Origin of the sequence: Streptomyces sp. WMMC1477 (assembly GCF_027460245.1) — a bacterium.
Classification (GTDB): domain Bacteria; phylum Actinomycetota; class Actinomycetes; order Streptomycetales; family Streptomycetaceae; genus Streptomyces.
Genome location: NZ_JAPZBD010000003.1, coordinates 1,501,451 through 1,526,240, shown reverse-complemented (window position 1 = coordinate 1,526,240; position 24,790 = coordinate 1,501,451). Strand labels below are relative to the sequence as shown.

General features: G+C 72.8%; 23 protein-coding genes, 2 tRNA genes and 1 pseudogene. 13 read left to right on the top strand and 13 right to left on the bottom strand.

What is annotated here, in order from left to right:
- Positions 1–67: 67 nt before the first annotated feature.
- The 6 genes from O7609_RS06985 to O7609_RS06960 all read left to right on the top strand — a co-directional run bounded on the left by O7609_RS06985 (position 68) and on the right by O7609_RS06960 (position 6,069).
- On the top strand, positions 68–1,438 hold the full coding sequence (locus O7609_RS06985; RefSeq protein WP_269734064.1) for a DUF445 domain-containing protein: 1,371 nt from the start codon (positions 68–70) through the stop codon (positions 1,436–1,438).
- A 153-nt stretch (positions 1,439–1,591) separates the two neighbouring features.
- Positions 1,592–2,449 (top strand): fumarylacetoacetate hydrolase family protein, encoded by an 858-nt coding sequence (locus tag O7609_RS06980; RefSeq protein ID WP_269734063.1) that lies wholly within the window; start codon positions 1,592–1,594, stop codon positions 2,447–2,449.
- 299 nt (positions 2,450–2,748) lie between these two features.
- Complete coding sequence (locus tag O7609_RS06975) at positions 2,749–3,528, top strand: HAD-IIA family hydrolase (RefSeq protein WP_269734062.1); 780 nt, start codon at positions 2,749–2,751, stop codon at positions 3,526–3,528.
- Positions 3,529–3,624: 96 nt separating this feature from the next.
- Positions 3,625–4,266 (top strand): hypothetical protein, encoded by a 642-nt coding sequence (locus O7609_RS06970; RefSeq protein WP_269743251.1) that lies wholly within the window; start codon positions 3,625–3,627, stop codon positions 4,264–4,266.
- Between the two features lie 4 nt (positions 4,267–4,270).
- Positions 4,271–4,945, top strand: a complete 675-nt coding sequence (locus tag O7609_RS06965; RefSeq protein WP_269734060.1) for a class F sortase — start codon at positions 4,271–4,273, stop codon at positions 4,943–4,945.
- A gap of 77 nt (positions 4,946–5,022) precedes the next feature.
- Positions 5,023–6,069, top strand: coding sequence for a glycoside hydrolase family 6 protein (locus O7609_RS06960; protein ID WP_269734059.1), 1,047 nt, complete (start codon positions 5,023–5,025; stop codon positions 6,067–6,069).
- A 48-nt stretch (positions 6,070–6,117) separates the two neighbouring features.
- Here O7609_RS06960 and O7609_RS06955 read toward each other — a convergent pair whose 3' ends face one another.
- The 3 genes from O7609_RS06955 to O7609_RS06945 all read right to left on the bottom strand — a co-directional run bounded on the left by O7609_RS06955 (position 6,118) and on the right by O7609_RS06945 (position 10,844).
- Complete coding sequence (locus O7609_RS06955; protein WP_269734058.1) at positions 6,118–8,073, bottom strand: kelch motif-containing protein; 1,956 nt, start codon at positions 8,071–8,073, stop codon at positions 6,118–6,120.
- Between the two features lie 79 nt (positions 8,074–8,152).
- Positions 8,153–10,201, bottom strand: coding sequence for a glycosyltransferase family 2 protein (locus tag O7609_RS06950; protein ID WP_269734057.1), 2,049 nt, complete (start codon positions 10,199–10,201; stop codon positions 8,153–8,155).
- 427 nt (positions 10,202–10,628) lie between these two features.
- Positions 10,629–10,844: a hypothetical protein gene (locus O7609_RS06945; RefSeq protein ID WP_269743250.1), complete on the bottom strand. Its 216-nt coding sequence runs from the start codon at positions 10,842–10,844 to the stop codon at positions 10,629–10,631.
- A gap of 364 nt (positions 10,845–11,208) precedes the next feature.
- On the opposite strand from O7609_RS06945, the gene O7609_RS06940 reads away from it, so the two are divergent.
- The 3 genes and pseudogenes from O7609_RS06940 to O7609_RS06930 all read left to right on the top strand — a co-directional run bounded on the left by O7609_RS06940 (position 11,209) and on the right by O7609_RS06930 (position 12,616).
- Positions 11,209–12,219, top strand: a complete 1,011-nt coding sequence (locus tag O7609_RS06940) for an aromatase/cyclase (RefSeq protein ID WP_269734055.1) — start codon at positions 11,209–11,211, stop codon at positions 12,217–12,219.
- Positions 12,216–12,401: pseudogene (locus O7609_RS06935) on the top strand (acyl carrier protein); the annotation flags it as partial. The gene O7609_RS06940 and the pseudogene O7609_RS06935, both read left to right, overlap by 4 nt.
- 80 nt (positions 12,402–12,481) lie before the next feature.
- On the top strand, positions 12,482–12,616 hold the full coding sequence (locus O7609_RS06930) for a hypothetical protein (RefSeq protein WP_269734054.1): 135 nt from the start codon (positions 12,482–12,484) through the stop codon (positions 12,614–12,616).
- Positions 12,617–12,669: 53 nt separating this feature from the next.
- On the opposite strand, the gene O7609_RS06925 is transcribed toward O7609_RS06930, so the two are convergent.
- The 3 genes from O7609_RS06925 to O7609_RS06915 all read right to left on the bottom strand — a co-directional run bounded on the left by O7609_RS06925 (position 12,670) and on the right by O7609_RS06915 (position 15,149).
- Positions 12,670–12,743: transfer RNA gene (locus O7609_RS06925), tRNA-Lys, on the bottom strand.
- Between the two features lie 91 nt (positions 12,744–12,834).
- On the bottom strand, positions 12,835–13,593 hold the full coding sequence (locus O7609_RS06920; RefSeq protein ID WP_269737052.1) for an IclR family transcriptional regulator: 759 nt from the start codon (positions 13,591–13,593) through the stop codon (positions 12,835–12,837).
- Between the two features lie 185 nt (positions 13,594–13,778).
- The gene (locus O7609_RS06915) at positions 13,779–15,149 is read right to left on the bottom strand and encodes an MFS transporter (RefSeq protein ID WP_269743249.1); all 1,371 of its coding nucleotides are present in this window, start codon (positions 15,147–15,149) and stop codon (positions 13,779–13,781) included.
- A 70-nt stretch (positions 15,150–15,219) separates the two neighbouring features.
- On the opposite strand from O7609_RS06915, the gene O7609_RS06910 reads away from it, so the two are divergent.
- Complete coding sequence (locus tag O7609_RS06910) at positions 15,220–16,260, top strand: GlxA family transcriptional regulator (protein ID WP_269743248.1); 1,041 nt, start codon at positions 15,220–15,222, stop codon at positions 16,258–16,260.
- 115 nt (positions 16,261–16,375) lie between these two features.
- Here the strand turns inward: O7609_RS06910 and ehuA are convergent, their stop codons facing one another.
- Genes ehuA through ehuB form a run of 4 tightly spaced genes read right to left on the bottom strand, consistent with a single transcriptional unit; the run spans position 16,376 to position 19,497 of the window.
- The gene (ehuA, locus tag O7609_RS06905; protein WP_269734051.1) at positions 16,376–17,191 is read right to left on the bottom strand and encodes an ectoine/hydroxyectoine ABC transporter ATP-binding protein EhuA; all 816 of its coding nucleotides are present in this window, start codon (positions 17,189–17,191) and stop codon (positions 16,376–16,378) included.
- The gene (ehuD, locus tag O7609_RS06900; protein ID WP_269734050.1) at positions 17,181–17,828 is read right to left on the bottom strand and encodes an ectoine/hydroxyectoine ABC transporter permease subunit EhuD; all 648 of its coding nucleotides are present in this window, start codon (positions 17,826–17,828) and stop codon (positions 17,181–17,183) included. Before ehuD ends, ehuA begins: the two co-directional genes overlap by 11 nt.
- Entirely contained in the window at positions 17,825–18,574 is a 750-nt protein-coding gene (ehuC, locus tag O7609_RS06895) for an ectoine/hydroxyectoine ABC transporter permease subunit EhuC (RefSeq protein ID WP_269734049.1), read from the bottom strand. The genes ehuD and ehuC overlap by 4 nt, the downstream gene beginning before the upstream one ends.
- The gene (ehuB, locus tag O7609_RS06890; protein WP_269734048.1) at positions 18,571–19,497 is read right to left on the bottom strand and encodes an ectoine/hydroxyectoine ABC transporter substrate-binding protein EhuB; all 927 of its coding nucleotides are present in this window, start codon (positions 19,495–19,497) and stop codon (positions 18,571–18,573) included. The genes ehuC and ehuB overlap by 4 nt, the downstream gene beginning before the upstream one ends.
- A 210-nt stretch (positions 19,498–19,707) precedes the next feature.
- Here ehuB and O7609_RS06885 point away from each other — a divergent pair, with 210 nt between their 5' ends.
- The gene (locus O7609_RS06885) at positions 19,708–20,286 is read left to right on the top strand and encodes a hypothetical protein (RefSeq protein WP_269734047.1); all 579 of its coding nucleotides are present in this window, start codon (positions 19,708–19,710) and stop codon (positions 20,284–20,286) included.
- A 33-nt stretch (positions 20,287–20,319) separates the two neighbouring features.
- A tRNA-Lys gene (locus tag O7609_RS06880) sits at positions 20,320–20,393 on the top strand.
- A gap of 235 nt (positions 20,394–20,628) precedes the next feature.
- Here O7609_RS06880 and O7609_RS06875 read toward each other — a convergent pair.
- The 3 genes from O7609_RS06875 to O7609_RS06865 form a co-directional block, all read right to left on the bottom strand.
- Positions 20,629–21,129 (bottom strand): DUF3830 family protein, encoded by a 501-nt coding sequence (locus O7609_RS06875; RefSeq protein WP_269734046.1) that lies wholly within the window; start codon positions 21,127–21,129, stop codon positions 20,629–20,631.
- Positions 21,130–21,219: 90 nt separating this feature from the next.
- Complete coding sequence (locus O7609_RS06870) at positions 21,220–22,644, bottom strand: amidase (protein ID WP_269734045.1); 1,425 nt, start codon at positions 22,642–22,644, stop codon at positions 21,220–21,222.
- Positions 22,645–22,656: 12 nt separating this feature from the next.
- Entirely contained in the window at positions 22,657–23,619 is a 963-nt protein-coding gene (locus O7609_RS06865; RefSeq protein ID WP_269743247.1) for a D-2-hydroxyacid dehydrogenase, read from the bottom strand.
- A gap of 244 nt (positions 23,620–23,863) precedes the next feature.
- Here O7609_RS06865 and O7609_RS06860 point away from each other — a divergent pair, with 244 nt between their 5' ends.
- Positions 23,864–24,790, top strand: a complete 927-nt coding sequence (locus tag O7609_RS06860; protein ID WP_269734043.1) for a maleate cis-trans isomerase family protein — start codon at positions 23,864–23,866, stop codon at positions 24,788–24,790.

Here is a 24,790-nt window from a genome sequence, read left to right as displayed (position 1 = left end):
TGGGTCGCGCTCCCGTTGGGAGACGATCACCCCGCACAATCGACCCAGTCGCGGAACGGGTGGAGACATGGCGAGTACGGAGCAGGGTGCGAACGCGGGGCCGGCGGCGGGGCCGGGTGCGGAGCAGGGGCCGGCGGGCGGTGGGCGCGGGCGGGGGCCCGGTCTGGCCCGCGAGCTGGGAGCCTTCACCGCCGCCGACGTGGAGAAGCAGCGCGGTGTGCGGCGGATGAAGGCCATCGCGACGGCGGCACTGGTGCTGGCGGCGGTGGTGTACGGGCTGGCGACGTGGGCGGAGCACGCCGGAGCGGGTGCGTGGGCCGGGTACGTCGCGGCGGCGGCCGAGGCGGGCATGGTCGGCGCGCTGGCCGACTGGTTCGCCGTCACGGCGCTGTTCAAGCGGCCCATGGGGCTGCCCATCCCGCACACGGCCATCATCCGCACCAAGAAGGACCAGCTCGGGCGGAACCTGGGCGACTTCGTGGGGGACAACTTCCTCTCCGACGACGTGGTCCGCTCCCGGCTGCGGGCCGTGGGGATCGGCTCCCGGCTCGGGAGGTGGCTGGCCGACCCGGAGCACGCGGACCGGGTGACGGCCGAGCTGGCCACCGCCGTGCGCGGGGCGTTGACGGTGCTGCGGGACGCGGACGTGCAGGCGGTGATAGGGGAGGCCATCAACCGCCGGGCGGACGCCCAGGAGATCGCGCCGGGCCTCGGCCGCATGCTGCAGCGCATCGTCGACGACCAGGGGCACCGGCGGGTGCTGGACCTGGTGTGCGGGCGGGCCCACGACTGGCTGCTGCGGCACCGGGAGAGCGTGATGGAGGCGGTGGCCGGGGGCGCCCCGGGCTGGACCCCGCGCTTCGTGGACCACAAGATCGGGGAGCGCGTCTACAAGGAGCTGCTGCGGTTCGCCGCCGACATGCGGGACATGCCCGACCACCCGGCGCGGGTGGCCGTCGACCGCTTCCTCGGCGACTTCGCCCGCGAGCTGCAGGAGGACCCGGCGACCCGGGAGCGGGTGGAGCGGCTGAAGTCCGAGCTGCTGGCCCGGGACGAGGTGCAGGAGCTGATCGCCTCGGCGTGGTCCTCGGTACGGGCGATGATCGTCGCGGCGGCGGAGGACGAGCGCAGCGAGCTGCGGCTGCGGGTGCGTGCCTCCCTGCTCTCCCTGGGGGGCCGGCTGGCCTCGGACGGGCGGCTGCAGGACAAGGTGGACGACTGGGTCGAGGGGGCCGCCGCCCACGTGGTGACGACGTACCGGCACGAGATCACCTCGCTGATCACCGAGACCGTGGCGGGCTGGGACGCGGACCAGACGGCCCGCAAGATCGAGGCGAACATCGGCCGGGACCTCCAGTTCATCCGGATCAACGGCACCGTGGTCGGGTCGTTGGCGGGGCTGGCGATCCACGCGGCGACCCGGATCCTCGGCGGCTGAGTGCCCCGACGGCGGGGCGGGTCGGGAACTTTCGGAAGTTACCGTCCAGTACGTGGATGGTGGTTGCGCGCTTGTGACGGGTTCTTGGAGGATCGTCCGATTCCTCTGATGGCCGTCCCCATCGTGACCCCTCACCACTGAAGGAGTGTGCCTGTGAAGCTGCTGCGTGTCGGGCCCGCGGGGGCGGAGCGTCCGGCGGCCCTCGACGGGGCCGGTCTCCTGCGCGACCTGTCCGGGCTCGTCCCCGACGTCGACGGCGCCCTGCTCTCGGACGACGCCGCGCTCACCCGGATCCGGGAGGCGCTGGCCGCCCGCGAGCTGCCCGAACTCGACCCGGCCGGGCTGCGCGTCGGGGCGCCGGTGGCCGGCATCGGCAAGATCGTCTGCATCGGCCTCAACTACCGCGACCACGCCGAGGAGACGGGGCAGCCCATCCCCGAGGAGCCGCTGGTCTTCATGAAGGCCCCCGACACCGTCGTCGGACCGCAGGACACGGTGCTCGTGCCGCGCGGCGCGCGGAAGCTGGACTGGGAGGTGGAGTTGGCCGTCGTCATCGGCCGCACGGCGCGCTACCTGGACGATGCCCAGCAGGCGCGGGCCGCCATCGCGGGGTACACGATCACGCACGACGTCTCGGAGCGCGCGTTCATGCTGGAGCGCGGCGGCCAGTGGGACAAGGGCAAGAACTGCGAGACGTTCAACCCGATGGGCCCCTACCTCGTGACGCCCGACGAGGTCCCCGACCCGCAGGCCCTCGGCCTGCGGACCTGGGTGAACGGCGAGCTGAGGCAGGACGGCAGCACCGCCGACCAGATCTTCCCCGTGCTGGAGGTCGTGCGTTACCTGAGCCGGTTCATGGTGCTGCGGCCCGGCGACGTCATCAACACGGGCACCCCCGCCGGGGTCGCGAACGGGCAGCCGGAGCCCAAGCCGTTCCTGTGTGCCGGGGACGTGGTGGAGCTTCAGGTGGACGGCCTGGGCCGGCAGCGCACCGAGCTGAAACCCGCGTAGCCGGAGCGGCCGACCCGTGGTTCACGTGGCGGGCCCCGCGGGTGAAGGCCCCGAAGAGCGTCGGCAGCGCCAGGTTCCACCTCGCCACCGCGGGGACGACGGCGGGTACCGGTCCCTCAACGCGTCCACCTCACCCGACCTCGTCCCGGCTCCGGCCTCCAGCGTACGACGGAGGCCGGAGCCGGAACCTGACCCCGTGGACCCGGCGGGCCGGGGGGCGTCTCAGAGGCTGGCGCGGTGGAGGCCCGGCGGAACCGAACACATAGGCTGGAGGTCCGCACCGCACGGCAGGAGCAAACGTGGCAGAGCGCAAGCCCATCGAGTCATGGCTCACCGACATGGACGGCGTCCTCATACACGAGGGCGTGCCCATCCCCGGCGCCGACGCCTTCATCAAGCGGCTCACCGACTCGGGCAAGCCGTTCCTCGTTCTGACGAACAACTCGATGCAGACGCCGCGCGACCTCCACGCCCGGCTGTCCCGCATGGGCCTGCACGTGCCGGTGGAGAACATCTGGACCTCGGCGCTGGCCACCGCGAAGTTCCTGGACGACCAGCGACCGGGCGGCACCGCGTACGTCATCGGTGAGGCGGGTCTGACGACCGCCCTGCACGACGTGGGCTACGTCCTCACCGACACCCGCCCCGACTACGTCGTCCTGGGCGAGACCCGCACCTACTCGTTCGAGGCCCTCACGAAGGCGATCCGGCTCATCGACGGCGGCGCCCGCTTCATCGCCACCAACCCCGACGAGACCGGCCCCTCGGCCGAGGGGCCGCTGCCCGCGACGGGCTCGGTGGCCGCGCTCATCACCAAGGCCACCGGGCGCGAGCCCTACTTCGTCGGCAAGCCCAACCCCCTGATGATGCGTGCCGGGCTCAACGCCATCGGCGCGCACTCCGAGAGCAGCGCGATGGTCGGCGACCGCATGGACACCGACGTGCTGGCCGGTCTGGAGGCGGGTATGGAGACGTTCCTGGTGCTCACCGGGCTGACCCGGAGCGAGGACGTCGAGCGCTACCCGTTCCGCCCGTCCACGGTCGCGGACTCCATCGCCGACCTGGTCGAGCGCGTCTGACGGAACGCCGCCGCCGGCACCCGTTCGGCGGCGGCCCGCGTGCGGGCACGGCCGTGGCCGGGGATCTTCGAAGGGCATCGACCCCGGAGGTTCCCCATGAGTTCCGCATGCCCCGCCAGGGTGACGTTCCGTACGGCGCTGCTGCCGCTGGGCACCGCCGCGCTCGCCGTCTGCGGAGCCGCCCCCGCGTCGGCCGCCCCGGCCGATCCGGTCGACCCGGAGCACGCCGGGTCCGTCGTCGTCGCCCCGGCGAAGGTGCGCGCGGGGGGCGCGGTGGACCTGCGGGTGGCCGCCTGCGACGGGGACAAGGGGCTGGCCCGCTCCCGGGCGTTCGTGGAGACGGCGACGCTCAAGGAGGCCGCCGACCAGACGCTCACCGGCCGGGCCGACATCCGGCCCGCCGCCGAGCCGGGCCGCTACACGGTCGTCGTCGACTGCTACGACAAGACGGGCGACCTCAAGCGCGGCATCGCCGAGGGCTCGGTGTTCGTCGTCGGCGGCCGGCCGCACCCCGAACCCACCCACCACGACGGCCGCCACGACGGGCACGACCGGGACCGGCACCACGGGCAGCCCGTGGCTCCGGTGCGGGCGGGCGGCGGCGGCACGGCCGACGACGCCGAGGGCTCGGCCCCCGCCGCCACGCTGGCCCTCGCCGGGGCCGGGGCCGCGGGGCTGGCCGGGTTCGCCGTCCTGCGGCGGCGCCGCCTCGCGGCGCGGCGCGGCGCCGACGACTGAGCCCGTGTCCGGTGAGGCGCGGTCCTCGGGCACCGGGCGGCTGATGACGGGCACCGCCTGGGCGGTGCTGCTGCTGGCGCTGTGGTTGTGGGGCAAGGACCTCACGGACGCCGTGCCGCCCCCGGCCGCCGTGCGGGACGTCGCGGCCGGTAGCCGGACGGGGGAGGAGGGCGGTCACCCGCTGCCGCCGACCCGGGCTCCGCTCGCGGACCGGGCGGCGCCGCAGCGGGTGGCCGTCGAGGGCCTGGGCGTGGACGCGGTCGTCGTCCCGCGCGGGCTGGACGAGGACGGGGCGGTGGACCCCCCGCCGTTCCGGGAGGCCGACACGGTCGGCTGGTACGCGGGCGGCGCGGCGCCCGGCGAGGAGGGCGCGGCCCTGCTGGTGGGCCACGTGGACACCGAGACCGACCGGGCCGTCTTCTACGAGCTGAGCACCGTGAAGCCCGGAACCACGGTGCTGGTCACCCGGGCGGACGGCACGGTCGCGGAGTTCACCGTCGAGGACGTCGAGGTCGTCCAGCGGGAGGGCTTCGACGCCGAGCGGGTCTACGGGCAACGCCACCCGGGCCGGGCGGAGCTGCGCCTCATCACCTGTGGCGGGACCTTCGACGAGAAAGCCGACGCCTACACGGCGAACGTCGTCGTCTCGGCGTACCTGTCGGGGGTCCGCCCGGCATGAGGGATGGGCGTTCGATCCGGCGGCCGGGTGTGCCACGATGGGCCCGACCGGTTTCAACCGTCTCCAAAGGGGAGTGGATGTACGGCATCGACGCCGGCCGCGGACAGCGCCGCCCGCACACAGGAACGAAGGCCGCGGCGGCGGCCCTGGCCGCGATGGTGCTGCTGGGCGCCTGCTCGTCGGGCGGCGACGAGGAGGGGGCGGCCCCCCCGAACTCCCGGCCGAGCGTGGGCCAGTCCTCCTCCGGCACCTTCTGGGTCAACCCCGACAGCAAGGCCGCGCAGACGCTGACCCGGGTGCGGGACGAGGGCAGGGCGGACGAGGCCGAGCTCGTCGAGGCGATCGCCGAGCAGCCCGTCGGCCAGTGGATCGGCACGGAGGACCCGGAGGCGGAGACGCGCCGCGTCACCGAGGCCGCGGCCGCGGCCGACCGCACGGCGCTGCTCGTCCTCTACAACATCCCGCACCGCGACTGCGGGCAGTACTCGCAGGGCGGCGCCGCCGACGCGAACGCCTACCGGAACTGGATCGACCGCGTCGTCGCGGGCATCGGCGACCGGGAGACGTGGGTGGTGCTGGAGCCGGACGCGCTGCCGCACCTCCTCGTGCCCGGCTGCGTGCCCGAGGAGTTCCACGAGGAGCAGTACACGCTGCTGCGCGAGGCCGTGGGCAAGCTCGGCGCGCTGCCGAACACGCGGGTGTACCTGGACGCGGGCAACCCGCGCTGGGTGCGGGACCCGGGCGGCCTGGTGGAGCCCCTGCGCCGTGCGGGCATCGAGCAGGCCCACGGCTTCTCGCTGAACGTCTCCAACTACCAGACGACGCGGGCCAACGCCGACTACGGCCAGCGGCTGTCGGCGATGATCGACGGCAAGCCCTTCGTCATCGACACCAGCCGCAACGGCAACGGGCCGGTGGCGGGGCACGAGGACGAGGAGGCGTGGTGCAACCCGCCGGGCCGGGCGCTCGGTGAACGCCCCACCACCGAGACGGGCGAGGAGCAGATCGACGCCTACCTGTGGATCAAGCGCCCGGGCGAGTCCGACGGGACCTGCAAGGGTGGCCCCCCGGCGGGGGAGTGGCACCACAGCTACGCGCTGGAGCTGGCCCGCAACGCGGGCTGAGCCGGCCTCCCCCGGCGCGCGGCCGGGGGAGGGGCCGGGGAGGCGGGGTCAGCCCTCCTCGCCGGGGCCCGGCACGTGCACCCAGACCGACTCGGACGGGATGCCCTCGGCGTCGACCACGTTGACCATGTAGTACCCCGGAGGCACCAGCGTGGGGTCCTCGGGGACGGTGACCCGGACGCCGTCGTCCGTCCGCTCGAACTCCAGGGCCACCGAGCGCTGCTCGACGTTGGTGACGTGGGTGAAGGAGCCCGGCCGGATCAGCCGCGCCTCGGCCACGTCGGCCGCGTCCTTCGTGCGGAACTCGGCGGTGCCGCCCAGCACGACCGTCTGCGGCTCCCCGCCGTCGTCGGCCAGCTCGGGACGCGGTCCCTGGAAGAGGTAGGGCGGCTGGTAGATGTCGATCTGCTGCTCGAACTCGCCCGGCTTGGTGTTGGCCTCGTCCGCGAACAGCGAGTCGGAGCCGAACGTCATCACCCGGCCGTCGGGCAGCAGCAGCGCGCCGGAGTGGTAGTTGCGGCCCACCAGCGGATCGGCGACGCGGCGCGAGGAGTTGCTCTCCGGGTCGTAGATCTCGGCGCCCAGCACGTTGCTGTCGCTCAGGCCCCGGTACCCGCCCGAGCCGTTGGTCGTCAGCACGGTGTCGTCGGGCAGGATGACGCTGCTCGGGTAGCGGACGGGCGCGTACAGCTCGGGGCCGTCCTCGAAGCGGGGCAGGTCCTTGGTGAGGTCGACGATGCGCGTCTTGCCGGTGACCTTCTCGCTCTCGCCGATGCCGCCGCCGCCGAGCACCATGTACCGCTGGTCCTGGGCGGGCGGCAGCAGGACGGCCATCGCGGTCTCCAGTGCGTCGGGGTCGCTGATGCCGGGGACGACCTCGAACTCGTCCTCCCGCCAGTCCCACAGGCCGGGCGTGCGGCCCTCGTCGGCCGGGCCGTAGCCGGAGCTGGTGCCGGTGTAGAACAGCTCACCGCCCTGGGACAGGAACATCCCCGGGTAGGTGGGGAAGTAGCGCTGGTAGGGGAGGGTCTCCCACTCCTTCGTCGCGGGGTCGTAGATCTCGACCTTCTTCGACACCTCGCCCATGTCGTCCAGGCCGGACACGGAGATGACGCGACCGTCCTCCAGCGTGGTCAGCGTCGGGTACCAGCGGGCGTCCTCCATCGGGTCGACCCGGATGTACTTCTCGGCCACGGGGTCGAACTCGAAGGAGTCGCGGATGCCCTGGAAGTCCTTCTTGTCGAAGGACAGCTTGTTGGCGATGCCGTAGACGTTGTTCTTGTCCTCGCCGGTCAGCCCGGCCACCGTGTACTGCTCGGTGGCGCCGGTGGCGTGCTGCTTGCCCTTGTGCTCGGCCTCCACGTACAGCCGGGCCTGGCTGGCGGTGACGGTGACCTCGCCGGTGACCGGGTCCGCCTTCTTCTCGGCCCGGGGCACCAGCACGGAGTCCTGGGCGACGAAGACCTTGCCGGAGTCGTTGCCCGTGAACCTGGTGCCCTTGGCCAACGTCATGGGCTTGTCCGGGTTCTCGTTGCTGACGATCATCAGCCCGCCGGCCTTCTCGACGTCGCCCTCGAGCGTCTCGTACCGCTTGGTGCCGCCGGCGACCAGCAGCTTGCCGTCGGGAAGCTGGCTGTGGCCCGCGCAGAACATGTCGGCGGGGGTCGGGATGTTCTTGAACGTCCCGTTCTCCGGGTCCCACAGGACGCTGCGGAAGGTCTTGGCCGCGAACTGCTCGGCGTCGTTGCCCGACCCGGCGATGAGCAGCACCTTGCCGGTGTGCAGGAGGGCGGCGTGGATGGTGTTGATCCGGTACTCGTCCGGGACGTTCACCGTGTCCCACTTGCCGTTGTCGGCCTTGTAGGACGCCTGGTTGATCTTGTATTCGTGATACTGCTCCGAGCCGTAGCGGATCAGCCAGGGCGCGTTCATCCCGGCGACGGCGAGCAGGGCCGCCGTGGAGATGGCTATCCGCTTCGTGCGGCGGCTCGGACGGTACTTCACGGCTCACGACTCCTGGCTGAAACGTGCTGGTGCGTGCGTGCGAGTGGGCGGTGGGGCGTGCCGGCCGGGGGCCGGGCCGTCAGGGTCGCGGCGAGGGACGCCCGGCTCCGGGCAGGCTGGTCCGGACGGTCTCGTCGGAGCCCGCGGCGGGCAGGACGGCGGTGGTCGCCGCCCGGTCCACCGGCCCGGCGGGCGCCCCGGGCCCGCGCGGTGCGTCCGGGGCCGCGGGGGCCCGGGGCGCCGTGGGGGCCGCGGATGCGCCGGGCGCCGCGGGTGCGGCGCCCTGCTGACGTCGGCGCTTCAGCTCGGCCCGTACCGTCACGCGCCAGCCGACGATCGGGGCGGCGGTGATCAGCAGGGCCAGGGCGGCCCAGGTGAGCATGGCGGGGTGGTCGTGGCCGAGGAAGAACGACCCGACGAGCGAGCCGCCGAAGACGGCGATGAAGAAGAGGTGGACGCGGAAGGTGCCGAACAGCGTGTCGGGGCTGGCCGAGTCGCCCTTGGGTGTGACGACGAACTTGCTCTTGCGGCGCAGCACGGCGTCCATGAGCGAGCGGGCGTAGATGGGCGCGGAGAGCGCCGACATCAGCATGCCCGCGAGCCCGCCGGAGCCCTCCGGCTCGTGCGGGGAGACGTTGTGCCGCCGGTTCCAGATGTACAGGCCGACCTGGAGGGCCGAGGCGTTGCCGTAGAGCATCATCCAGACGATCGGGTCGATCTGCACACCGGAGGCGCCCAGGCCCAGGAAGAGGGCACAGCTCAGCGCGGCGAGAATCCAGTTCAACGCCGAGATCGGGTAGAAGATGATCATCATGGTGTAGTTGAACAGCTTGCCCGGCGGCAGCGAGTACCAGCCCTTCCAGTACTGGCTGAGGATGGTCTCGTAGGTGCCGCGGGACCAGCGGAGCTGCTGGGTGAAGAAGTCCGTCCAGGCGTTGGGGCCCTCGCCGACGGCCAGCACGTCCGGGGTGTACACCGAGCGCCACTTGCGGCCGGAGTCCGGGTTGCGGTGCCGGTGCATCTCGAAGCCGGTGGCCATGTCCTCGGTGATCGAGTCGTAGAGGCCGCCGATCTGCTTGATGGCCTTGACGCGCACGGCGTTGCTGGTGCCGACGAACATGGGCGCGCCGTAGCGGTTGCCCGCCCGCTGGATGAGCGCGTGGAAGAGGAACTGCTGGCTCTCGGCCGCCTTGGTGACGAAGTTGTCGTAGTTGCCGTAGACCTGGGGGCCGATGACGAAGCCGACGTCCGGGTCCCGGAAGTAACCGAGCATCCGCTCCAGGTAGTTCGGCAGCGGCACGTGGTCGGTGTCCACGCCGGCGAAGAAGTCGTAGGCGTCGCCGTGCGCGTCCAGCCAGGCGTTGTAGTTGCCGTGCTTGGTCTTCGCGCGGAAGGCGCCCTTGTCCGTGTTCCAGCGGGCGACCCCCTTGCGGCTGAAGTGGTGGACGCCCAGGCGCTGGCAGACGGCCTTCACCTCCGGGTCGTCGCCCTCGTCCAGCAGCCAGACGTGGACCGTGCCGCGGTGCCGGATCCGCACCGCCGCCTCCAGGGTCCTGGTGACCATGGACAGCGGTTCCTTGCCGGGGACGAACGAGGTCAGGAAGGCCACCCGCGTGCCCGACTCGGGCACCACCGGCACCGGGTCCCGGGCCACGAGCGTGGCATGGGAGTTGGAGAGCACGTTGAGGGTGCGGAACAGCTCGATGAGGCCGATGGCGACGAGCATGACGACGTCGAGGGCGAGCACCAGGTCCGAGACCGAGCCCTCGTCGCGCTGGGTCCAGTGCTGGGGCTGCATGAGCCAGACGAACAGGCCGAGGGAGAGCAGTGGGGCCGCGGCGAGCAGCAGCGCCGCCCTGACCCGGTGCGGCTCGTCGGCCAGCAGGCTGCGGTAGCGCACCCGGTACGGGGTGTCGCGCGGGGGCTGGGTGAGCGGGCCGGCGAGGCGGCTGTAGTGCTCGTAGTCGTAGCGCGGCGGCGCCTTGCGCGGCCAGCGCAGCCCGCGGCCGAGTGTGCCGACGGCCGTCTCGCCGGTGCGCTGGCTGATCCGTTCGCGCACGACGCGCAGTTTCGTCGTCCGTGACGCGTCGTCATCGGCGTGCGGCGTCGATCCGCCCCGTGCCGTCATGTGTCCATCCCCCCGCACACAGCGTCCTGTGTGCCGTCGTTCGGGTTGTGCCTCCCCCGGTCCCCAAGACAGGGGCAGGGGCGTTCCGGTTCCCGGAACCGCACAAGAACCACACAGACGGACCCCGACCGCGCAGGAGTTCCGGACCAATGACCGAAGGTCAGCTTTTCGAAACCCTCACATGATCGCAAGAGTGTGATGACCTGATTGCGGAGAGATGCGGCGATTGCCCGGACGAACGTGATCAAATCGATGTGGGGCCCCGGCCGACACGCCCGGTCCCTTCCCCGGCCTTCGCGGCCCTCGCCCGGCTCCGCCCTTGCTGGCCCCGCCCCTCGTCCCGCCTCCCGCTCTCCCCCGTCCCCCGGTCCCGGCCGTCGCCGGGCCCGCCCCTCACCGGGAGCGAGCCCGGCGGCGCCCGCGGGCGTCAGTCGATGCCCCGCCAGATGTGCGGCTCGGCGTCGCCGTCCTCGTCCTCGCCCGCCAGCAGGGCCGCGACGCAGGGGGCCTCCTCCACTCCCGCGGACCGTTCCCCCGCGGACCGACCCCCCGTGGACCGGCCGCCCACGGACCCGGACGTGCTGAGCGGTGCGTGCGCGGACTCCCGCACGGGCCGGCCCATCGTCACGTCGATCACCGTCACTTGCGTCAACTCCCTCGGACGTCGGTCGGGCAGCACGACTCAGTGTGCGCGAGCGCCGCGCCCCCCGCGACCGGGCACGCGCGAAAACCCGCAGGTGGCACGCGGTGACGGGCGGCGTGGCCCGGAATGCCGAGTGGCAGGTCCACTCGCTCGGATCGTGCGCGCGGCCGGTCGCGAACCAGCCGAAGCCCGGCAGAACGACCACCCCCGCGGCGGTCGCGAATCACCCGAACAGGGGACGGGATTCGAGCCGGGTTCCACCGGCTGCGGAGACGCTGGCCGTCCGAACGCACGGGATGTCGTCCCGTCCGAACGCACGGGACGACGCGAGACCAGGGCCAGCGGGCGTGAAGGGGAGGTCGCCGTGACACGACAGAGTTCCGCCGGTCCGGCCGGCGCGAACGCCGAGCACACCATCGGGATCGACGCCCCTCCCGGCACCGTCTACCGGCTCATCGCCGACATCACCGGCTGGCCGCAGTTCCTGCGATCCGTCGTCCACGCCGAGGTCGTCGAGGACCGGCTCGTCGGCGGGGAGCGGCGCGAGCAGCTCGTCCAGCTCTGGGCGCTGGCCGGGGACCGCGTGCAGAGCTGGACGTCCCGCCGTGTCCTCGACCCCGGTGCCGGGCGGGTCCGGTTCGAACAGGTGCTCCCCGCCGCCCCGGTGACCTCCATGCAGGGCGACTGGCGCATCGAGCCCACCGACGCCGGCGGCACCCTGCTCGTCCTGCGCCACGCCTTCCGCACGGTGCGCGGGGACCGGGAGGCGGCCGAGTTCGTCGCCGACGCCGTCGACGACAACAGCAGAAGCGGACTGACCGCCCTGCGCAACCACGCCGAACTCGGCGAGCGCCACGACGCCCTCCAGTTCGCCTTCCGCACCAGCGTCGACATCGCGGGCGCCGCCGGCTCGGCCGACACCGTCTACGCCTACCTCCGGCAGGCCGAGCACTGGCCCGAGCGCCTGCCGCACGTCGTCCGCGCCGCCGTCACCGAGGCCGGGCCCGGCATGCACCGCCTGGACATGGACTCCCGCACCCCCGACGGCACGCTGCACCACACCAGATCCGTGCGCGTCTGCTTCCCCGGACGCCACGCCATCGTCTACAAGCAGCAGCGGCTCCCGGTGGCGATGCGCGCCCACACCGGGCGCTGGCAGCTCGCCGGGTTCCACACCGGGCGCGGGGAGCCGCGGCTGCGCGCCACGTCCTGGCACACCATCACCCTCGACCCCGAGGGAGTCCGCAGCACCTACGGAGACGACGCCACCCTAGCCGAGGCCCGGCAGCACATCCGGACGTCGCTGAGCACCCTCAGCGACACCGCGCTCAGCCACGCCAAGCAGTACGCGGAGGCCTCCCGCGCCGGAGCCTGACCCCGGCCCACCGCCGGGGACGCGGCGAGGCCCGGACCCGGCCGGCCGGCCCCGACACCCCGTTCGCGGAGGCCGGGCTCGACTCCGTCGCCGCGCTGAGCCTCTACGGCGACATCGAGGAGGAGCACGGCCCGCTGATCGATCCCACCGACATCCGGCTCTACCCCACCGCCCGGGAGCTGGCCCGCTTCCTCGCGCTGCGTGCACCGGGGCCCGCGGGCCGCCGCACCCGGGTGCGGGCCGCGGTGCTGCTGCCCCCTTCATGCGGCGCCTCGGCGGCGCCGAGGGCCCGGCGTGCCTGCCGGTGTGCCGGGGGCCGCGGACCAACGCCGTCGACCTGGCCGGCGTCCTGTCCGCCCTGGAGGCCGGCCCCTTCGCGGGCGCTCTGGCCGCCTGACCGGCGCCAACGCGTGAGGCCCCCCGCCGTGGCAGGGGGCCTCACCTTCGCTGTGCGCCGCCAGGGACTCGAACCCCGGACCCGCTGATTAAGAGTCAGCTGCTCTAACCAACTGAGCTAGCGGCGCCCGCGTCGCTCATCCTACCGTCCCGGGAGGGGTGCTCCTCACCACCCGGCGGTGGCGTGCGGAGTGCGCCACGCCATCTTGCGGACGTGTCTCAGATGCACAGGGACAGTAGGACGGGTGCCGCCTGTTCGTTGAGCCTGCGGGCCGCCGACCGCAGCCGGTGGGCCTGCCGGATCGGCAGCGACAGGGCGAGGCAGCCCACGGAGGCGCCCGCCGTCAGGGGCACGGCCGCGCACACGGTGCCGATGGCGTACTCCTGGAGGTCCAGCACGGGGACGGTCGGCGGACGGCTGTCCAGCTCGGACAGCAGCGCCCGCTCGTTCGTCGTCGTGCGCGAGGTCAGCCGGATGGTCTTGTGCCGCGAGAGGTGGTCGCGGCGGCCGTCGTGGTCGAGCTGGGTGAGTAGCGCCTTGCCGACGGCGCTGGCGTGCGCGGCGGCCTTGAAGTCCACCCACTCGGCCACCGGGGGCGTGTTCGCACCGGCCGAGAACTGGGTGATCCGTACCTCGCCGTCCTCGTAGCGGCTGATGTAGACGGCCGCCCCGATGTCGTCCCGCAGCTCCGAGAGCTTGGTGTGGAGCTGCTCGCGCAGGACGCCCTGGTGGTCGCCGGAGGAGCCGAGCCGCCGCAGGGCCTCTCCGGTGACGTAGCCGCCGTCCGGCAGTCGCTCCACGTATCCCTCGGTGCGCAGCATGGCCAGCATGCGCGCCAGTTCGGCGGGCGGCATCGCGGCCTGCCGGGCGAGCGCGCGCTCGGCTATGCCGTCCCCGTTGCGGGAGACGGCTTCCAGAAGCCGCAGAGCGCGCTGCACCGCGCGGTAGGACGCGGCGGGTACGGGCTTCGGCATCACCACGGTTGCCCCCTTGGAGGTTGTGACCGCTGGAGCAGTGACCTTCAGCATTCCTCAGGTAGCGTCGTGTCACCTGCGTGGTCTCACGATAGCCTCCAACCCCCCGTCCGGAACCAGTCGTTACCACGATCGGCATATGCCAGTGACCTGCGGGGCTGCCGGGAGGGGCGGAGATCCGGCCTCCCTCACGTGGCCGAGACCTTTCGGACGACGAGCGACAGCAGGGCCGCAGGCGCGCACAGGGCGCCCACGGCGACCCACACGACGTCGTAGGTGGCGAAGACGTCCCTGGCCACGCCGCCCAGGACCGCGACGAGCGCCGCCCCGACCTGGTGCCCCGTGCTGACCCAGCCGAAGACGATCGAGCTGTCGGCGCCGAAGTGCTCCCGGCACAGCGCGATGACCGGCGGGACGGTGGCCAGATCGAGCAGCCCGAACAGGACGACGAAGGCCACCATCGGCGCCCCCACGGTGGGGGCGAGCAGCATCGGCAGCAGAAGCAGCAGGACACCGCGGGCCGCGAAGTACCCGGCCAGCAGCCGCCGGGCGTCGTAGCGGTCGGTGAGCCACCCGGAGGCCAGGGTGCCGCCGATGTTGCAGACGCCGATCCCGGCCAGCAGCGAGGCCGCGACCGTGGTGGGCATGCCGTGGTCGTGGGCCGCGGGCGTGAAGTGGGTCCACAGGATGCCGTTCGTCGAGGCGCCGCAGATGGCGAAGGCAGCGGCCAGGAGCCAGAACGTGCTGGTGCGCGCGGCCTGGCGCAGCACGCGCAGGGTGCGGCGGGCCGCGCCCGGTACCGGCGGCGGCTTGGGGACGAGGGTGCGGGAGCCGTAGGGCGGCAGGCCGACGTCGGCGGGGTGGTCGCGCAGGAGGAGCGCGGCGAGCGGGGCGGCGGCGAGCGCGGCCAGGGCCACGGTGATCACCGAGGGCCGCCAGCCGTGGTGGTCGGTCAGCCAGGCGAGCCCGGGCAGGAACACGGTCTGGCCGACGACGCTCGCCGAGGCCAGCGCGCCGGTGACCAGGCCCCTGCGGTGGTCGAACCAGCGCAGGGAGACCGTCGCCGCGAAGGCCATGGCCAGTGAACCGGTGCCGAGGCCGACCAGCAGCCCCCAGTAGAGGGTGAGCTGCCAGGCCGCCGTCATGGTGGGCGTGAGGGCCGCCCCGCCGGCCATGAGGAGCAGGGCGCCGCCCACGACGCGGCGCAGCCCGAAGCGGTCCATGAGCGCGGCGGCGAAGGGCGCCGTCAGCCCGTAGAGGACCATGTTGACGGAGACCGCGAAGCCGATGGAGCCGCGCGACCAGGCGTATTCCTCGTGCAGCGGGTCGACCAGCAGTCCGGGCAGCGCGGAGAGCGCTCCGGTCACCATCACCGCCAGCGCCGCGACGGCCGCGACCCACCAGGCCCGGTGCACGCGGTGGGACCGGGGCGGGGAGCCGTCCGCGGCGCCGGACCGCGCGGGCGCGGGCCCGCTCGCCGCACGGGTCGCCGGTCGGGCCGCCGGTCGGGCCGCCGGTCGGGTCTCGGGGAGCGTTTCGGGGGAGGTCGGGCACGTCATGCTCCGATGTTCGGCTCCGGTGGGACGCCGAACGAGTGGCCTGATGGCCATGATGTGAAAGAATCGGGCCATGCGTGCGGTCACGACGTCCCCGAACCGACGGCCCGGCGGCGGAGTGCGTCGGCACCGGGTCGCCGTCCTCGTACGGCACGGGCTGCTGCCCGTCGAGCTGGGCATCGTGCACCGGCTGTTCGGCACGGCCGAGGCGCCCGACGGCACCCCGCTGTACGAGGTGGTCACCTGTGCCCTGGAACCCGGGTCCGTCCGCACCGACACCGACTTCACCCTCGGCGTCGCCCACGGCCCCGAGGCCCTGGCGGACGCCGACACCGTCGTCGTACCGGCTGCCGAGGAGGACTACGTCCGCGACGACGCCGGGCTGGACCCCGCCCTGCGGGCCGCGCTCGGCCGCGTCCGGCCGGGTGCGCGCACCGCCTCGATCTGCACCGGAGCCTTCGTACTGGCCGCCGCCGGGCTGCTCGACGGCCGTCGCGCGACGACGCACTGGCGCTCGGCCCGGCAGTTCCGCTCGCTGTTCCCGGCCGTGTGCCTCGACCCCGACGTCCTCTACACCGACGACGCCGGCGTGCTCACCTCCGCCGGGGTGGCCGCGGGCGTCGACCTGTGCCTGCACATGATCCGGTGCGACCACGGGACGGCGGTGGCCAACGCGGTCGCCCGGCGCTCGGTCGTCCCGCCGCACCGGGAGGGCGGCCAGGCGCAGTTCATCCAGCGGCCGGTGCCCCGGGAGCTGGGGGAGGGCTCGACGGTGCGGGCGCGGGCCTGGGCGGCGGAACGGCTCCACGAGCCCCTCACGCTCGGGGATCTGGCCGCGCGGGAGGCGATGAGCGTGCGGACCTTCACCCGGCGCTTCCGGGAGGAGGTCGGCGTCTCGCCGGGCCAGTGGCTGACGCAGCAGCGCGTCCAGCGGGCCCGGCACCTGCTGGAGGAGAGCGACCTCCCGGTGGACCGGGTCGCCGCCGAGGCGGGCTTCGGCACGGCCGTCTCCCTGCGGCAGCACCTGCACGCGGCCCTGGGCGTCTCGCCGAGCGCCTACCGGACGACGTTCCGGGTCGGCGCGGCGCGGGAGCCCGAGCCCGGGGACGGCTGAACCCGCGCGGTCGGCCGGGCCGGGGCCGCCGGGGCCGGGAAGCGGCTGAGCGCGCGGCCCCGGCGGGGGACGCGCGCTCAGCCGACGTGGCCCGTGCGGGCCGAGGGAACGGTACTCAGAGAACGGCGCTCAGGAACTCCCGGGTGCGCTCGTTCTCGGGCTCGTTGAACATCTTCTCCGGCGAGCCGGACTCGATGACGCGCCCTTCGTTGAACATCAGGACGGTGTCCGAGATGTCCCGGGCGAAGCCCATCTCGTGGGTGACGCAGAGCATGGTGATGTCCGTGGTGTGCGCGATGTCCCGCAGGACGTCCAGCACGCCGGCGACCAGTTCCGGGTCGAGCGCCGAGGTGACCTCGTCCAGCAGCAGCACCTGCGGGCGCATCGCCAGCGCCCGGGCGATGGCCACGCGCTGCTGCTGACCGCCCGAGAGCTGGGTCGGGTACTTGTCGATGTGCTCGGTCAGGCCGACGAGCTCCAGCAGGCCGCGGGCCCGCTCCTCGGCCTCGTCCTTGGACAGCCCCAGCACGTGCACCGGCGCCTCGGTGATGTTGCGCAGCACCTTCATGTTGGGGAACAGGTTGAACTGCTGGAAGACCATGCCGATCTTCTTGCGCACCTCGCGGGTGTGCTTCTCGCCCGCCGGCACGAGCTTGCCCCCGCGCTGCTCGTGCGTGAGGTAGTCGCCGTCGACGGTGATGGTGCCCTCGTCGGGCTTCAGCAGGGTCATGAGCAGCCGCAGGATCGTCGTCTTGCCGGAGCCGGACGGTCCGATGAGCGTGACGTGCTTGCCCGCGTCGACCGTGAACTCGAGGTTGTCCAGAACGACGTTGTCCCCGAACCGCTTGGTGACGTGGTCGAAACGGATCAGCTCGCTGCCGCTCGCTCTCGTGGCGGGGGCTTCCTGGCTGTTGGTGATGTCACTGGACAAGACGACGCTCCAGGGCTCGGATCAGAAGGGAGGCCGGGTACGCGATGAGGATGAAGGCGACACCCACCACCGTGTAGGCCTCGAAGGTGAAGGTCTCGTTGCTGAAGGCGCGGGCCTCGCCCAGCATCTCGAAGGCGCCGATGACGGCGATCATCGGCGAGTCCTTCAGCATCGCGACGACGTAGTTGCCGAGGGCGGGGACCACCCGGCGGATGGCCTGCGGCAGGATCACCGACGTCCACGTGCGGCGGCGCGGCAGGCTCAGCGCGGTGGCCGCCTCCCACTGGCCCGCCGGGACGCCGTCGATGCCGGCTCGGTACACCTCGGCGGTGTAGGTGGAGTAGTGCAGTCCGAGGCCGACGATGCCGGTGGTCAGCGCGGACATCGAGATGCCCATCTCGGGGACCACGTAGAACAGGAAGAACAGCTGCACCAGCAGCGGGGTGTTGCGGATGAACTCGGTGACCGCGGTCACTGGCCAGCTGATCCACTTCTGGTGCGAGCGCTGCGCGATGGCCCACACCAGACCGAGGGTGAAGGCCACGAGCGAGCCGAGGGCCAGCGCCTGGAGGGTGACGAGCACCCCGTCCCAGAAGCGCGGCATGAAGTCGCTGACGACGTCCCAGTCCCAGTTCATCCCAGGCCTCCTGCGGTACCGGTCTTGGCCTGCGCCGACTCACCCTCGGCCTCGAGCTTGCGGGTGAACAGATCGGACAGCGCCCCCTTCTTCGGGGTCTGCCCCAGGCCGGCCTTCGCGCGGCGCTCCACCAGACGCATGCCGCGCGTGAGGACGAAGGCGATGACGAAGTAGGAGAACAGGAGCAGGGTGTAGGCGGGTGCGCTCTCGTTCGAGGCCAGCCGGGAGAGGTTCCCGGCGAAGGTCATGTCCGCCACCGAGATGACCGAGACGAGGGCGGTGCCCTTCAGCAGCTCGATGAGCAGGTTGTTGAAGGGCGGGACCATCTCCGGCCACGCCTGCGGCAGCTCGATGCGGCGCAGCCGCTGGCCCTTGGTGAAGCTGAGGGCGATGCCCGCCTCACGCTGTCCGGCCGCGACGGCCGCCAGCGAACCACGGACGATCTCCGAGCCGTAGGCGCCGTAGGTGAGCCCCAGCGCCACCACGCCCGCCGCCATCGGCACGAACTGCCAGCCGAACATCAGCGGGAAGGCGAAGGCCATCCACAGCATGAAGATCAGCGCGGAGGTGCCGCGGAAGATCTCGAAGTAGATGCCGGCGAGGAACCGCACGATCCACAGGTCGTGGGTGCGGGCGATACCGACGACGAAGGCCACGGCCCCGGCCAGGGCGGCGCTGTACAGCGTCACCTGGATGGTGATCCAGACACCGGGAAGGAACCACTCGGTGAAGATGCCTGAGCTCATTCGCACAGCTCCTCTGCGGTGAGGTCGGTCATCTCCGCGCGGGTGAAGCCGTAGGGCTCGACGATCTGCAGCAGCTCCTTGTAGTCGTTCTCCTTGAGCTTGTGCAGCTCCCGGTTGAACGCGTCGCGGAGGTTCTTCTCGGAGAGCCGGAACGCGAAGCCGCCCGCGCCGTAGGCCGGCTCGCCCTCCAGCGTCGGCTGGAACGGCTCGGTGCCGTCGGCCCGGTCGTTGTCCTTGACGACGGCCTGCACGGTGATGTTCGTACCGGCGAAGGCGTCCACCCGCCCCTGGACGACGGCGTCGAGACCGGCGACCTGGTCGGGCAGGATCAGGATGTCGCTGATGCCGGCGTCCTTCGCGTAGGCCACCTCCGCGTAGGCCTCGCCGCTCGCCAGCCGGAGCCCCTGGTCCTTGACGTCCTGGTAGGTCCGGATGTTCTTCGGGTTGCCCTCGGGGACGATGAACGCGTCCAGCATGAGGTAGTCCGGGTCGGAGAACAGGACCTGTGCGCAGCGCGTGGGGTTGATGTACATCCCCGCGGACACGCAGTCGAACTGCTGTGCCTGGAGCCCCGGGATCAGCGCGCTGAACTCCGTGGGCACCGGCTCGATGTTCGGCACACCGAGCCGTTGGAAAATCACCTTGGCGATGTCCGGAGCCTCGCCGGCCGCCTCCCCTTCGGAGTTGATGTAACCGAAGGGCGGCTCACTGGCGATGCCGACCCGGACGGTGCCCCGGTCGCGCAGTCTCTCCAGGAGATCGCCGCCCTCCACTTTCCCCTCGTCGGGTGCCTTGCTGCACCCGGCCGCACCCAGGAGGCCCAACGCCGCCGTCCCGCCGAGCAGGGCGCGGCGGCTGATGGGTCTTCTCCCGATGCCACGGAATTCGCTCAATGTCTGGAACTTCCTCGGTGGTGGAGCCATGGGCGCGCGGCTACCCAAACGCTATGAAGATATGCCCGCCACTTTCGGCCGCCGATCCTTCCGGTACTCCGTTCGGGCGGTGGGGTGTTGGGGCTGCGGGCACGGCTGCGCGGGCGAAGGGGCGGGGAGCGTGCGGGCGACGTGACCGGCCTGGCGTGGCCGGGTGCGGCCTCCCTGGGGTGAAACAGCAGCTATGTCATGATTTGGGCCATGCGGACGTCCTGGCACGGCGACGACACCCTGGCCGCTTCCACCACCTCGGCGAGCGCCACCCCGGCAGTCGCCACCCCGGCGCGGTCCAGGGCGGACGCCCGTGCGGGCCGGCTCCTCCTGGCCTTCCGGCACGGCAACCAACTCGCGTTCGACGCCGCGCTCGACGGGCTGGACTGCGACGAGAACGCCCGCGACCTCCTCGCGTCCCTGTGCCGGGTGGCCAACGACTGCGTCCGCGGCGCGTACCCGGCGGAGGCGGGCGACCGCAGGCTGCGGCGGCTGGCCGCCTCCGACGCCTCCGGAGCCGTCGCCGGGCGGGGCGGGCGCTGGGTCGAGACCGCCGAGGACGCGGCCCCGCACGTGGCCGTCCTCATCGAGGCCGTCGACCAGAACGACACCGAGGCCGTGCAGGACCTCGTGCGCGCCACCCCGGACACCACCTTCGTCCTCGGGAAGCTGGTGCACGCCGTGGCGCTGCTGCTCCCGGCCGTCCCGCCGCAGTACCTGCGCCGCGTGCTGGCGGAGCTGCGGGACCGCGACGCCGCCTGGTCACCGGCACCCCAGGACATCGGGTAGAGTCTCCTCCCGCCGGTCACCGCACCGGCGCGGGCGCCGCTAGCTCAGTTGGTTAGAGCAGCTGACTCTTAATCAGCGGGTCCGGGGTTCGAGTCCCTGGCGGCGTACGGTGAGGCCCCTGCCTGAGGCAGGGGCCTTTCGTGTGCCCCGAAGGGACGCGGCAACGGTGCGACCGGCCGGGAGGTGCTCGCACCCTGGGGCGTGCGGGCAAGAAGCTCCCCTGGCCGGGGCCGGCCCGGAGCTGGGGGCTGCCCTTGCCGGCCCTGCGCCCGTGGCGCAGACCTCCCAAGCGCGCCGGGTCGCGCTACGCGCGCCGGGTCGCGCTACGCGCGCCGGGTCGCGCTACGCGCGCCGGAAGGACAGGCTCTCGCCGATCGCCCCCGCCCGCCACAGGTCCTGGCAGGCGTCGGCCATCCGGTCCAGGCCGTCGATGACGCTGCCCCACACGATCCCGGGCACCCAGCCGGCGTCCCCGTTGATGAGCAGGTTGTTCCGCTCGTAGAACAGCGCCAGGTCGACCACGGTGGGCCGGCCCTGGTGCCGTGCGTCGGTCTCGTAGCCGTAGGACGAGGTGCCGAGCTGGACCTCGGTGAAGGTGAAGTAACAGAGGTCGCCCGGGATGGGGGTGATCGTCGGGTTCTCCAGCGGCGGTTCCTCGGGGGCGAACGGGGGCACCAGGGCGTAGATCTCGTTCCGCGCGTACTTGGCGTGGTAGACGTCGCCGCCGAGCGGCAGCGCGTTCCACACCGCGGCGCAGGTGATCGGCGCGCGGTCGTCCAGCAGCCGGGCGGTGCAGCGCACTCCGCGCTTGTCGAGCGACACCTCGATGAAGCGGTCGGCCATCGTGACTCCTCTGGGGGCATGCCCCCGGCCCGGAGCCGGGGGAGGAACGAACAGGAGCGGCGGGCCCGCCGAACGGGCCCGGGCCGGGGCTCAGGAGCGGACGGGCGACTCGGCGAGCAGGGGCGGCGGGGGCAGCTCCGGCAGCCCGGTGCCGTACAGGGCGTGCGCGGCACGCAGGACGAGCGCGTCCGCGTGCCGGGCGGCCACGAGCTGGACGCCGATGGGGAGCCCGGCGTCGTCCAGCCCGCAGGGCAGGCTGGCCGCGGGCTGCTGGGTCAGGTTGAACGGGTAGCTGAAGGGCGTCCACCCCGTCCACCGGGTGTGGGGTGAGGTCTTGGGCACCTCGACGCCGCGCTCGAAGGCCGTACCCGGCATCGTCGGCGTCACGAGCAGGTCGTACCGCTGGTGGAAGGCGCCGAACCGGGCGCCGAGGGCCATCCGCACGTCCACGGCCGCGAGGTAGTCCAGCGCCGAGTAGCGGGCGCCCTGCTCGATGATCTCGCGAAGCCCCGGGTCGAGCCGGGCGCGCTGTTCCTCGTCGAGCCCCTGGGTGACGCGTGCGGCGCCGCTGAACCACAGGACGTGGAAGGCCTCGACCGGGTCGGCGAAGCCGGGGTCGGCCTCCTCCACCCGGGCGCCCAGCTCCGCCAGCCGCTCCACGGCCCGCCGGACGGCGGCGGCGACCTGGGGCTCGACGGGTACCCGGCCGCCGAAGTCGGGGGAGTAGGCGATCCGCAGTCCGGCCACGCCCCCGGCGAGCTGGTCGCGGAAGTCGCCGGGGTAGGGCGCGAGGGCGGACCAGTCCCGCGGGTCCGGGCCGCCGATGACGTCCAGGAGGAGGGCCGCGTCGGCGGCGTCCCGGGTCAGCGGGCCGACGTGGGCAAGGGTGCCGAAGGCGCTCGCCGGGTACAGCGGCACCCGCCCGTAGGTCGGCTTGAGCGCGAAGGTCCCGCAGAAGGACGCCGGGATGCGCACCGACCCGCCGCCGTCGGTGCCCAGGGCCAGCGGCCCGGCGCCGAGGGCGACGGCCGCCGCGGCGCCGCCGCTGGAGCCGCCGGCCGTGCGGTCCGGGGCGTACGGGTTGCCGGTTGAGCCGTGCCGCGGGCTGTCGGTGACGCCCTTCCAGGCGAACTCCGGTGTCGTCGTCTTGCCCAGGAACACGGCGCCGTGCTCGCGCAGCCGGGCGACCGAGGGCGCGTCCTCCTCCCACGGCCCGGCGTCGGAGATCGTCCACGAGCCCTTGTAAGTGGGCGCGCCGCGTTGCAGCAGGATGTCCTTGACCGTGACCGGGACGCCGTCCACCAGGCCGGCCGGCGCGCCGCGCCGCCAGCGCTCGGCGGAGGCCCGCGCCTGCTCCAGCGCGGTGTCCCCGTGGATCCGGACGAAGGCGTTCACCCGCGGGTCGACGGCCTCGGCACGCTCCAGTGCCGCGCGCGTCGCCTCCACGGGTGAGAAGTCGCCCGCGGCGTAGCCCGCCACGAGCTGGGCCGCCGTCAGGGCGGTGAGATCGGTCAACGCGTCCTCCCGTCAGTGTGCCGGGACGTACCCCAGCTTCTTGTCCACGATGTTGAGCGGCGGCCTGCCCGCGGCCCAGCGGTCGAAGTTGTCGCAGAACTGTTCGGCGAGGTCGCCCCGCCAGCCGAGGGTGTCGCCGCTCATGTGCGGGGAGATCCACAGGCCCGGCACCCGCCACAGGGGGCTGTCGGGGGTGAGGGGCTCCTCCTCGAGGACGTCCAGGGCCGCCGCCCGCAGCCGCCCGGCCGTCAGCGCGTCGACGAGGTCGGCGGTGACCACGTGCGCGCCCCGGCCGATGTTGACGAAGGCCGCCCCGGGCCGCATGCGGGCGAAGGCGGCCGCGTCGAACAGACCCTCCGTCGCGGGGGTGAGGGGCGCGGCGCACACGACCCAGTCGGCCGTGGGAAGAAGATCGTGCAGGGTTTCCGCTCCGTGCACCCGGCCGAATTCCGCGTCCCCCTCCCGGGGGGTGCGGCCGACGAGTTCCACCCTGACACCCAGTGCCAGCAGAGTTCGGCCGATGGCCCTTCCGATCGGTCCGGAACCGACCACCACGGCCCGCGTTCCGCCGAGCCGTATCGTCTCCCGGTGCCGCCACTGCCGGGCGCGGTGCAATTCCCAGGTTCCGAGGAAATCCTTGGCCATTGCCAGGACCAGTCCGGCGACGTATTCCGCGATGGGCTGGTCGAAGACCCCGCGGGCATTGGTGATCATCACATCGGAGTCCGCCAGCTCCGGCAGGAGCCGGTCCACCCCGGCGCTCGCCGTGTGCACCCAGCCCGGCCGCGGGCCCTCGCCCGGCCACGCCTCTTTCACCGCGTCGGAAAGGAAGTTCCACACGAGCAGGACGTCGGCCTCGGGCAGCAGCCCGGCGAGGCCCGCCTCGTCGGAGTGGAGCACCCGGGCGCGCCCGGCGAGCCGGCCGAGGTCCGGCGGCGGGTCGTCGTCGAGCACCAGGACACGGGGTTCTGACATGGGTGGGAAACCTCTTCGAAACGGGTCGGTGTTTCACTCGAAGGCCTACCCAAAGGTCTGCCCGAAGCTCGGCCGGAGTACAGCCTTCAAGGGAAGGATTGACCACGGTAGGGATCGGAAACTACCTTCGTCAACAAAGGCATCTGCCCCTGCGTCTCCGGCTTTCGGCCGGCTTCGAGGTTTTCACCTCTCCTTGCTCCTTGTTGCGGCCATCGGCCATCCCTGCGTGTGTGAGGGGCCCGCAATGGATGTCTCGTTTCTCGGCGGTCCTGAACCGCAGCGCGGCGTGGGAATCGTCGCGCCGTTCGATTTCGCGTTGGACCGCGAACTGTGGCGCTGGGTCCCCGACGACGTCTCCCTGCACCTGACCCGAACCCCCTTCGTCCCCGTCGAGGTGAGTCTCGACCTCGCGCGGCTGGTCAGCGAGCACGCCACGCTCCGCGAGGCCGTCCAGGCGCTCACCGCCGTCTCCCCCGAGGTCGTCGCCTACGCCTGCACCTCCGGCTCCTTCGTCGGCGGCCAGGCCGGCGAGGCGGCGATGTCCTACGCCATGGGCCAGGCCGGGGAGACGCCGGCGCTCACCACCTCCGGCGCACTGCTGGAGGCCCTCCAGGAGATCGGGGCCCGGCGCGTCGCCCTCGTGACCCCGTACACGAAGTCCGTCACCGACTCCCTGGAGGAGTACCTGGGGGAGGCGGGCATCGAGGTCACCGGGCGCTGCTACCTCGGCCTGACCCGGGAGATCTGGCGCGTGCCGTACCGGGACGTCACCGGCATGGCCCGGGAGGCGACGGCGGAGGGCGAGCCGGACGCCCTCTTCATCAGCTGCACCAACCTCCCCACCTATGACGCCATCCCGCAGCTGGAGGCGGAGTTGCGCATGCCGGTGCTCTCCGCCAACCAGGTGACGGTCTGGTCGGCCCTGCGCCGCATCGGCAAGCAGGCCGTCGGCCCCTACCAGGCACTGCTGGACCCGGTCGCCAGATCGGGACCGGCCGCGATGTCCGGGCTGCCGGCCCCGGCGGCCCCCGAGCCCCCGCCCCCGGACCCGGAGCCGGAGGTGGCCCTGGCCGGCTCGGCCCTCCCCGGACCCGAGACCGAGTTCCCCGACCCGCTCGCCGACCCCGCCGGCCCCGACGACCTGACGGGCGGCCAGGCGCCCCCCGTCTGA